We start from the raw sequence: 7,933 nt of genomic DNA, 5'->3' as shown, positions 1-7,933 counted from the left end.
CCACCCCCATCCCCTCCCCTGAAGGGGAGGGGCTTCTATTGAGCGACCCCGCCGAGCTCGGCTTCGATCCCGCACGGCTCGCGCGGATCGACGCGCATCTGAAGGCCAAATATCTCGACACTGGCCGCCTGCCCCACACCGCGCTGCTGATCGGGCGCGGCGACGAGGTCGCGCATCTCTCGCTGCAGGGCGAGGCACGCGCGGGTGAGGCGCTGAAGCAGGACGCGATCTTCCGCATCGCCTCGATGTCCAAGCCAGTCACCTCGGTCGCCTTCATGCAGCTCGTCGAGGAGGGCAAGCTCGCGCTCGCCGACCCCGTCACCTCGGTGATCCCCGAATGGAAGGATCTGGGGGTGTTCGTCGCGGGCGGCGGCAATGTCCCCTTTGTCAGCCGGCCGGCGCGCACGCCGATGCGGATGATCGACCTGCTGCGCCATACCGCGGGGCTGACCTACAGCTTTCAGGAGCGCACCCCGATCGACGCGGCCTATCGAAAGGCGAAGCTCGAGGCGTTCGCCGGCCCCGATCTCGAAGAGCTGATCCGCATCCTCGCCGACATCCCGCTCCAGTTCGATCCGGGCACGTCATGGAACTATTCGGTTGCGACCGACATTCTCGGCGCGATCATCCAGCGCGTCGACGACAAGCCCTTGGACGAGGCGATTGCGGACCGGGTCACGCGCCCGCTCGGCATGGTCGACACGCATTTCCAGGTCCCCGCCGACAAGCTCCACCGCATGCCCGACTGTTATGCCTACCATCCCAAAGAAGTGAAGAAGCTCCACGATCCGGGCGAAGGCAGCGCATGGGGCCGCAAGCCCAACCAGCTCTCGGGCGGCGGCGGGCTTGCCTCGACGCTCGCCGACTATCACCGCTTCTGCCGGATGCTGCTCAACGAGGGCGAGCTCGACGGCGCGCGCATCCTCAGCCGCAAGACGCTGGCGCTGATGACCGCCAACCACCTGCCCGGCGGCGGCGACCTGACGCAGCACTCGACCGCGCTGTTCAGCGAGGCCGAGAATGCGGGCGTCGGCTTCGGCCTCGGCTTTGCGACCACACTCGATCCCGCAGCGACGATGATCCCGGGTTCGGCGGGCGACTTCTACTGGGGCGGGATGTTCTCGACCGCCTTCTTCGTCGATCCGCGCGAGGAGATCATCATGATCTTCATGACCCAGCTGATGCCGTCGAGCACCTACCCGGTGCGACGCGAGATCAAGACCATGCTCTATTCGGCGCTTTCGGAATGAGCACGCTTTGCGCCCCTTCCCTGTCATCCCCACGAAAGCGGGGATCCAGACAATGCCGGTGCCTCGCCCATGCACCGAATAGATTCCCGCTTTCGCGGGAATGACACCGATTTTTGAGACCAGAGAATAAACGGAAGGAACCCCCAATGTCCGTCATTACCACCGAACGCCATGGCGACATACTCGTCATCATTTCCAACAACCCGCCCGTCAACGCGCTCGGCGCCGCGGTGCGCCAGGGGCTCGACGCGGGGCTCAACGAGGCCGCGGCCGATGACTCGATCAAGGCGGTCGTCATCCGCTGCGACGGCCGTACCTTCTTCGCGGGCGCCGACATCACCGAATTCGGCAAGCCCCCCGTCGAGCCGATGCTCCCGACGGTGATCGAGCGGATCGAGGCGTTCGAAAAGCCCGTCATCGCCGCGGTCCACGGCACCGCACTCGGCGGCGGCTGCGAGGTCACGCTCGGCTGCCACTACCGCATCGCGGTCCCTTCGGCGAAGTTCGGCACCCCCGAGGTCAAGCTCGGCCTGCTCCCCGGTGCGGGCGGCACGCAGCGGCTTCCCCGCGTGGCGGGCGTCGCGCTCGCGCTCGAGATGACCGCCAAGGGCGATCCCATCCCCGCCACCAAGGCCAAGGAGGCCGGCCTGGTCGATCGTCTCGCGGGCGAGGACAGCCTCGTCGCGGACGCGATCGCATTCGCCAATGAGGTGGCGGCCGTCCGCCCGATCCCGCGGATCAGCGAGAAGACCGCGACCGCCGACGCATCGGTGTTCGAGGAGTTCCGCAAGGCCAACGCCAAGCGCTTCCGCGGCTTCGATGCGCCCGCCGCGAACATCGCCTGCGTCGAGGCCGCGACGAAGCTGCCCTTCAAGGAAGGCATCGACTTCGAGCGCCAGGAATTCATGAAGCTGATGTTCGGCACGCAGTCCGCCGCGATGCGCCACATCTTCTTCGCCGAGCGCAAGGCCGCGAAGATCGACGGCATCGCCGAGGACATCAAGCTCCGCCCGATCAGGAAGGTCGGCATGATCGGCGCGGGCACGATGGGCGGCGGCATCTCGATGAACTTCCTCAATGCCGGCATCCCCGTGACGATCGTCGAGATGAAGCAGGACGCGCTCGACCGCGGCACCGGCATCATCCGCAAGAATTACGAGGCGACCGCCGCCAAGGGCCGGATGAAACCCGAGCAGGTCGAGCAGGCGATGGGGCTGCTCACCCCCACGCTCAACCTCGAGGATCTCGCGGACTGCGACCTCATCATCGAGGCGGTGTTCGAGAATATGGACGTCAAGAAGGAGGTGTTCGGCAAGCTCGACAAGATCGCCAAGCCCGGTGCGATCCTCGCGTCCAACACCAGCTATCTCGACATCAATGAGATCGCCGCCTCGACCAGCCGTCCGCAGGACGTGCTCGGCCTCCACTTCTTCTCGCCCGCCAATGTGATGAAGCTGCTCGAGATCGTCCGCGGCGCGAAGACCGCCGATGACGTGCTCGCGACCGCGATGGACGTCGCCAAGAAGATCAAGAAGGTCGCGGTCGTCGCGGGCGTGTGCGACGGCTTCATCGGCAACCGGATGCTCAAGCCCCGCCAGTTCGAGGCGATGAAGCTGCTGATGGAAGGCGCCACACCGCAGCAGATCGACAAGGTGCATGTCGCGTTCGGCATGCCGATGGGCCCCTTCCAGATGAGCGACCTCGCGGGCGTCGACATCGGCTGGCACCGCGATCCGACGCGGATCGAGAATATCCGCGACGCGCTCGCCGCGATCGGCCGCTGGGGGCAGAAGACGGGCAAGGGCTTCTACGACTATGACGAGAAGCGTAACCCGAGCCCCTCGGCCGAGGTGCAGCAGATCATCGACGATTTCGCCGCGAAATCCGGCGCCACCAAGCGCGAGATCAGCGACGAGGAAATCATCGAGCGCACGCTCTACACGATGGTCAACGAGGGCGCGCTGATCCTCGAGGAAAAGATGGCGCAGCGCGCGTCGGACATCGATGTCGTCTGGATCTACGGCTATGGCTGGCCCGTCTATCGCGGCGGCCCGATGTTCTGGGCCGACCTCGAGGGCCTCGACAAGATCAAGGCGGGCCTCGAGAAGCACGGCTTCGCGGTCGCCCCGCTGCTCGCCGAAAAGGCCGCGGCCAAGGGGCGGTTCAACTAGAGCGGCGTGCGCCAGATCCGATCCACATCCATATCGTGCTCCGGGCTTGACCCGGAGCCCATGCTGCAAACAACACGTCGCCCGGACAGATGGACTCCTGCTTTCGCAGGAGCACTGAACCCGATTTCCGGTGCAATGCTCTAAATCATAGCCCGATGCGGGTGAGGCGCGTGGTGATCCCGAGCAAGGGATGCGCCACGCCCCCCTTTCACTGATCACCGCGCGCGCGGCGCATCATCACGCGCGCCCCTTTACCGACGCGATATTTTCTGCCAGCGGACGCGCCATTGGCACCCGCCCGAGACATTTCGGGCGGGTGCCAGAGTAGGAGTGTCGCGTTCAATGTCGAGTCTGACCGAATGATCCCGGCCATGTGCGCCGCGGCATTTTCCCCCATGCACCATCCGGCGGCGTCGCCCATGATCGTCGATCGGCGGCGTTGGAGGAAAAGCGCATGAGCGTGTCGACATTCGTCGCCCTGGCGCTGCTTGCGGGCGCGCCCATGGATCCGGGCGCGACACCGCCCGAGGCACCGATCGCCGAGGCTGTTTCGGCCGCAGGTGATCAGGCGGCGCCTGTGCTGCCGACCGAACCGTCCGAGCCCTCCGCAGCGGAGGAAATCGTGGTGACGGCGACGCCGAAAGCTCCGCCGGGCGATCCGTTGCAGCAGGTCAACATCACGTCGTTCAAGGCCATCGATTCCGTCGACAAGGCCGTCATCGGCCCGGTCGCGCGTGCCTACAAGGATGGTGTGCCCAACCCCATCCGCAGCGGCCTGCGCAACTTTCTCGGCAATCTGACCGAGCCCGTCGCGTCGCTCAACTTCCTGTTACAGCTCAAGCCCGGCAAGGCGGCGGAAACACTCGGCCGCTTTACGATCAATTCGACGATCGGCGTGGCCGGGCTGCTCGACGTCGCCAAAAAGCGGCCCTTCAAGCTGCCGCGCCGCCCCAACGGTTTTGCGAACACTATGGGCTATTATGGCGTGAAGCCGGGCCCCTATTTCTACCTGCCGCTGGTCGGACCGACCACGCTGCGCGACCTGACCGGCAGCTGGATCGACAAGCTCGTGCTGCCCATGGCCGTCGGCAAGCCGTTCAACGAGCCCACCTATGTGGTGTCGGCCTATGTCGTCGGCTCGATCGACGAGCGCGCCGAATTCGACGAGCAGCGCAAGCAGCTGCGTGCCGGGCCCAAAACGCCCTACGCGGCCACGCGCGAATATTATCTGCAGAGGCGCCAGGCCGAGATCGACGCGCTGCACGGGCGGCACGACGATGCGGCGAAGCCTGCCGCTGATCTCGTCGCGCCGATGCCGGTCGAACCCGATCCGCCGCAAGACTGACGGAAAAATCGAGGTCGTCGGGCGCTGCTTCCATCAAGGACGTGGCGGCTTGTGATGCGACGCAACCGCAAGCAGCTTCGCCGCGCGCTTGCGCCAGTTTTCGGCAAGTGCGTCGCAATGTTCGAGCACGCGCAGCGCTTCGGGATCATTCTTCCCCTCGCCGCCGATCAGCAGCGCGAAGACGCGTTCAACGGTCCATTGTGGCAGTGGGCGTTCGACGAGCGCCAGCGTGTCGCCCGCGATCACCTGCCCCTCCTCGATCACGCGGTAATACCAGCCGCTGCGCCGCGTCTTCACCACCGTCGCGGGCAGGCTTGCGATGCCGAAGCGGTGGCCGAGCTTCCAGCAGGGCTGGCGCCCCTGGCTGATCTCGACCAGCGCGCTGCCGAGCCGGTAGCGGTCGCCGATGCACGCCTCGGTCTCAATTAGCCCTGTGGTCGAGATATTCTCGCCAAAGGCGCCGGGCGTGCCGAGCAGTTGATGCCCGTCGAGCGTTTCGGCCCAGAAGGGATAATGATCGCGCGGATAATGGTGGATCGCCTTGTCGGGGCCGCCATGCACCGAAAGGTCGGCCTGCTCGTCGCCCTCGATGCCGAGAAGGCCGACATGCCGCGCGCCCTCGACGCGTGTCTTGGCGATCGCGCTCGGCTCGCCCTTGTCGCCAAAGACGCGCGCCTTGCCCGTCATCACCGCATCGATCGTGAAGCTCATCGTTCGAGTCTTTCGCGCAGCTCGCGCTTCAATATCTTGCCGATCTCGCTGCGCGGCATCGCGTCGATGACGTGCACCGCCGACAAGCGCTGCGTCTTGCCCAGCCGCGCATTGGCGAACTGGCGCAGTGCCTCGGGATCGGGCGTCCGGCCGGGCGCCGCCACGACGAAGCCGACGGGCGTCTCGCCCCAGTCCTCGGACGGCGCGCCGACGACCGCGACCTCGGCGACATCGTCATGCGCCATCAGCGCCTCCTCGAGGTCGCCGGGATAGATGTTGAACCCGCCCGAAATGATCATGTCCTTGGCGCGGCCGAGCAGCGTCAGGAAGCCGTCCGCGTCGAACGCGCCAATATCGCCCGTCCGGATGAAACGGTTGCCCTGCGGGTCGAACCATTCGGCGTCGCGCGTCTGGTCGGGCTTGTTGTGATACCCCGTCATCATCGCCTCCGAGCGCCCGACCACCTCGCCCTTCTCGCCCGGCGGCAGCTCGTTGCCAGCGCCGTCGATCACCCGGATGTCGTGCCCCGGCGCGGCACGGCCGACGGTGTCGAGCTTGTCGGGATGCTCGTGCGCGAGCAGGATGCACGTCCCGCCACCCTCGGTCATCCCGTAATATTCGACGAGCGCGCCCGGCCAGCGCGCAAGGATGTCGGCCTTCAATGCCGCCGAAAACGGCGCGCTGGTGCAGAACTTCACACGATACGAGCTGAGGTCGAAATCGTCGAAATCGGGCCACTCCATCAGCCTTTTGTACTGGACGGGCACCAGCATCGCGTGCGTCACATGCTCGGCCTGCGACAGCTCGAGGAAGCGCCGCGCGTCGAACTTGCGCATGATCACCGCGGTGCCGCCATGCGCGAGCGTCGGCACGAAGGCGACGAGCGTCGTGTTCGAATAAAGCGGGGTCGCGATCAGCGTCACCGCGTCCCGCCCATAGCCCGAAGCGCCCGCGCGGCGGATATGGCCCCAGCGCATCCGGTGCGACTGGACGATGCCCTTGGGGTTGCCCGTCGTCCCGCTCGAATAGATGATGTTGAACGGATCGTCTGGGCCGATGTCGACGCGCGCGGGCTTCGCACCCTCGTCCTCGATCCAGCCCTCGAACGGCGTCCCCGCGGTGCTGACGTCGAGCGCGATGCGATCGACATGTGCGGGCAGCGCGATACCTTCGAGCGTCTCGGCCATTTCGGCGTCGAGGAACAGATGCTCGCTGCCGCAGTCGGCGATCATCCCCGCCAGCGCGGCGGGCGAAGCGGATGCGGTGAGCGGCGTCGCCGCCCCACCCGCGCGCAAAGCACCGAGGAAGACGAGCGCGTAGTTGACCGAGGGCATCGCGCCGATCGCGACCGCCTGCCCCCGCTTCAGCCCGTCGCGCTGCAGCGCCGCGGCGATGCGGTCGACCATCGCATCGACTTCGGCATAGCTCAGCCTCTGGTCCTCATCGACCAGCGCGGTCGCATCGGGGCGTTCGGCTGCATGCGCCGTGATGAGATCGGAGAGCAGCGCGAAGTCGCTGTCGAGCAGGGTCTGTGCGGTCGTCATGGCTCAGGGCTTATCGCAATGCGCCGCACGATCAACCCATGTGGGGGACTGGCGGCGGCAACTCGCCTTCCTATATCCTCAGCCGGGTGTGGAGCGTAACCCCGACACGGGAGAATGAAATGCCAATCGACCTCTATTACTGGCCGACCCCCAATGGCTGGAAGATCACCATCGCGCTCGAGGAGATGGGGCTTCCCTACAAGATCCACACCGTCAATATCGGCGAGGGCGAGCAGTTCGCGCCCGAATTCCTCAAGATCAGTCCCAACAACCGCATGCCCGCGATCGTCGACCCCAACGGTCCCGACGGGCATCCGATCTCCGTGTTCGAAAGCGGCGCGATCCTGCTCTATCTCTCGCGCAAGACCGGCCTGTTCGGCGGCGCCAATTTGCGCGAGCGTGCCGAGGTCGAAAGCTGGCTGATGTGGCAGATGGGCGGGCTCGGCCCGATGGCGGGGCAGGCGCATCATTTCCGCAACTACGCCCCAAAGTTCGAACCCGATCCCAACCGCACCGAATATGGCGCGACGCGCTACACCAATGAGGTCAACCGGCTCTATGGCGTGCTCGACACGCGCCTCGCCGATCGCGAATTCGTTGCGGGCGACCTCTCGATCGCCGATTTCGCGATCTGGCCGTGGGTCCTCCCCGAAAGCCAGGGCCAGGACCTCAACGAGTTCCCGCACCTCAAGCGCTGGCACGCCCTGTGCGGCGCGCGCGACAGTTTCGTCAAGGGCAAGGCGGTCGGCGAGGAACTGCGCAAACCGCTCGAAGCCGACAGCGAAGAGGCGCAGAAGGCCCGGCAGATACTGTTCGGCCAGACCGCGCGCGCCTGACCCGCGGACGCGGCACGCCGGGGCTTCCACGGGGCGGTAACCCGCCTTACAGACCTGCCCCATGAGTGCCGCGTCC

Annotated in this window: 6 protein-coding genes; 4 read left to right on the top strand and 2 right to left on the bottom strand. The window is 66.1% G+C overall.

The window, feature by feature from the left end:
* Positions 1-8 precede the first annotated feature (8 nt).
* The 3 genes from AC3WJD_RS21175 to AC3WJD_RS21165 all read left to right on the top strand — a co-directional run bounded on the left by AC3WJD_RS21175 (position 9) and on the right by AC3WJD_RS21165 (position 4,766).
* Positions 9-1,250 (top strand): serine hydrolase domain-containing protein, encoded by a 1,242-nt coding sequence (locus tag AC3WJD_RS21175; RefSeq protein WP_492748741.1) that lies wholly within the window; start codon positions 9-11, stop codon positions 1,248-1,250.
* Between the two features lie 146 nt (positions 1,251-1,396).
* Positions 1,397-3,421 carry a 3-hydroxyacyl-CoA dehydrogenase NAD-binding domain-containing protein gene (locus AC3WJD_RS21170; protein ID WP_492748740.1) on the top strand — a complete coding sequence of 675 codons (2,025 nt, stop codon included), beginning with the start codon at positions 1,397-1,399 and terminating at the stop codon, positions 3,419-3,421.
* Positions 3,422-3,875: 454 nt separating this feature from the next.
* Positions 3,876-4,766, top strand: a complete 891-nt coding sequence (locus tag AC3WJD_RS21165; RefSeq protein ID WP_492748739.1) for an MlaA family lipoprotein — start codon at positions 3,876-3,878, stop codon at positions 4,764-4,766.
* Positions 4,767-4,799: 33 nt separating this feature from the next.
* Here AC3WJD_RS21165 and AC3WJD_RS21160 read toward each other — a convergent pair whose 3' ends face one another.
* Both AC3WJD_RS21160 and AC3WJD_RS21155 read right to left on the bottom strand, forming a co-directional pair.
* Complete coding sequence (locus AC3WJD_RS21160; protein ID WP_492748738.1) at positions 4,800-5,477, bottom strand: MOSC domain-containing protein; 678 nt, start codon at positions 5,475-5,477, stop codon at positions 4,800-4,802.
* Positions 5,474-7,021, bottom strand: coding sequence for a class I adenylate-forming enzyme family protein (locus tag AC3WJD_RS21155; RefSeq protein WP_492748737.1), 1,548 nt, complete (start codon positions 7,019-7,021; stop codon positions 5,474-5,476). Before AC3WJD_RS21155 ends, AC3WJD_RS21160 begins: the two co-directional genes overlap by 4 nt.
* Positions 7,022-7,140: 119 nt before the next feature.
* On the opposite strand from AC3WJD_RS21155, the gene AC3WJD_RS21150 reads away from it, so the two are divergent.
* A complete protein-coding gene (locus tag AC3WJD_RS21150; protein ID WP_492748736.1) occupies positions 7,141-7,857 on the top strand; it encodes a glutathione S-transferase N-terminal domain-containing protein in 717 nt (238 codons plus the stop codon).
* Positions 7,858-7,933 lie beyond the last annotated feature (76 nt).

The sequence above is a fragment of the Sphingobium sp. FW306-1B-F04DB genome (genome assembly GCF_058781925.1).
The sequence above is the reverse complement of the archived record's forward strand: the minus strand, read 5'-3'. Positions and strand labels throughout refer to the sequence as shown.

Excerpts from the sequence above, each read along its gene's own strand:
- AC3WJD_RS21170 (WP_492748740.1), top strand. The coding sequence starts at position 1,397 with ATGTCCGTCATTACCACCGAACGCCATGGCGACATACTCGTCATCATT.
- AC3WJD_RS21165 (WP_492748739.1), top strand. The coding sequence starts at position 3,876 with ATGAGCGTGTCGACATTCGTCGCCCTGGCGCTGCTTGCGGGCGCGCCC.
- AC3WJD_RS21160 (WP_492748738.1), bottom strand. The coding sequence starts at position 5,477 with ATGAGCTTCACGATCGATGCGGTGATGACGGGCAAGGCGCGCGTCTTT.
- AC3WJD_RS21155 (WP_492748737.1), bottom strand. The coding sequence starts at position 7,021 with ATGACGACCGCACAGACCCTGCTCGACAGCGACTTCGCGCTGCTCTCC.
- AC3WJD_RS21150 (WP_492748736.1), top strand. The coding sequence starts at position 7,141 with ATGCCAATCGACCTCTATTACTGGCCGACCCCCAATGGCTGGAAGATC.